This is a genomic window from Streptomyces sp. SID14436 (assembly GCF_010548465.1).
GTDB lineage: Bacteria > Actinomycetota > Actinomycetes > Streptomycetales > Streptomycetaceae > Streptomyces.
In genome coordinates, this window is the sequence record NZ_JAAGMD010000618.1 from 1 (window position 1) to 726 (window position 726).

The 726-nt window shown below is 78.5% G+C and carries 1 protein-coding gene and 1 pseudogene; one reads left to right on the forward strand and one right to left on the reverse strand.

Translation table 11 applies throughout. The annotated features are described in order from the left end of the window. Positions 1-30 precede the first annotated feature (30 nt). Positions 31-411, forward strand: coding sequence for an SSI family serine proteinase inhibitor (locus G3I53_RS21740; RefSeq protein ID WP_164438685.1), 381 nt, complete (start codon positions 31-33; stop codon positions 409-411). Positions 412-442: 31 nt separating this feature from the next. On the opposite strand, the pseudogene G3I53_RS21745 reads toward G3I53_RS21740, so the two are convergent. After that, a pseudogene (locus G3I53_RS21745) lies at positions 443-726 on the reverse strand (3-hydroxyacyl-CoA dehydrogenase); the annotation flags it as partial.

Below are 726 nucleotides of genomic sequence, written 5' to 3' on the forward strand. Positions count from 1 at the left end.
CCGCGGGGCGGGCGAGCCCTCGGGGGCGCCCTGCTGGCGGCGGCCGCCCTCCTCACCTGCGCCGCCCCCGCCCAGGCCGCCCCGCGGCCCACCGGCCCGGACAACTGGCTGTACCTCACCGTCGGGCCCGGCGAGACCCCCTCCGTCACCGCGCAGGGCACCCTCCTGCTCTGCGACCCGCCCCAGGGCCACCGGCGGGCCGCCGACGCCTGCGCGGAACTGGAGGCGGCGGACGGCCGCATCGCGGGCATCCCGCCCAAGGACGTGTTCTGCACGATGGTCCACGCCCCGGTGACCGTCCAGGCCCGCGGTGTGTGGCGGGGCCGCCCGGTCGCCTACACGGAGACCTTCCCCAACGCCTGCGTGATGGCCGCACGGACCGGCTCCGTCTTCACCGCCGACGAGCCGTAGCCGGCCCGAGGAGACCGCCGGGCGGGCGCTGTCACCGCGCCCGCTCGCGCGCGTGGAGCGCCGCCGCCACCACCGCGCGCGCCTGGTGCTCGACCTGGTGTTCCACGGGCACCCAGCGGGCCCGGAAACGCACGGCGAAGGCATCGCTCCACGACGCCACCAGGTGCTCCAGCCGGGCCGCCGACCGCGCGTCGCTGTCGCGCAGTGCCCGCAGCAGCATGGCCGCCGCCCGCAGCGGCACCCGCCGCGCGAACGCGTCCACACTGCCGACGTACGCGCGTGTGCCGTCGACGGGCGGCGTGCGCACCAGGTCGG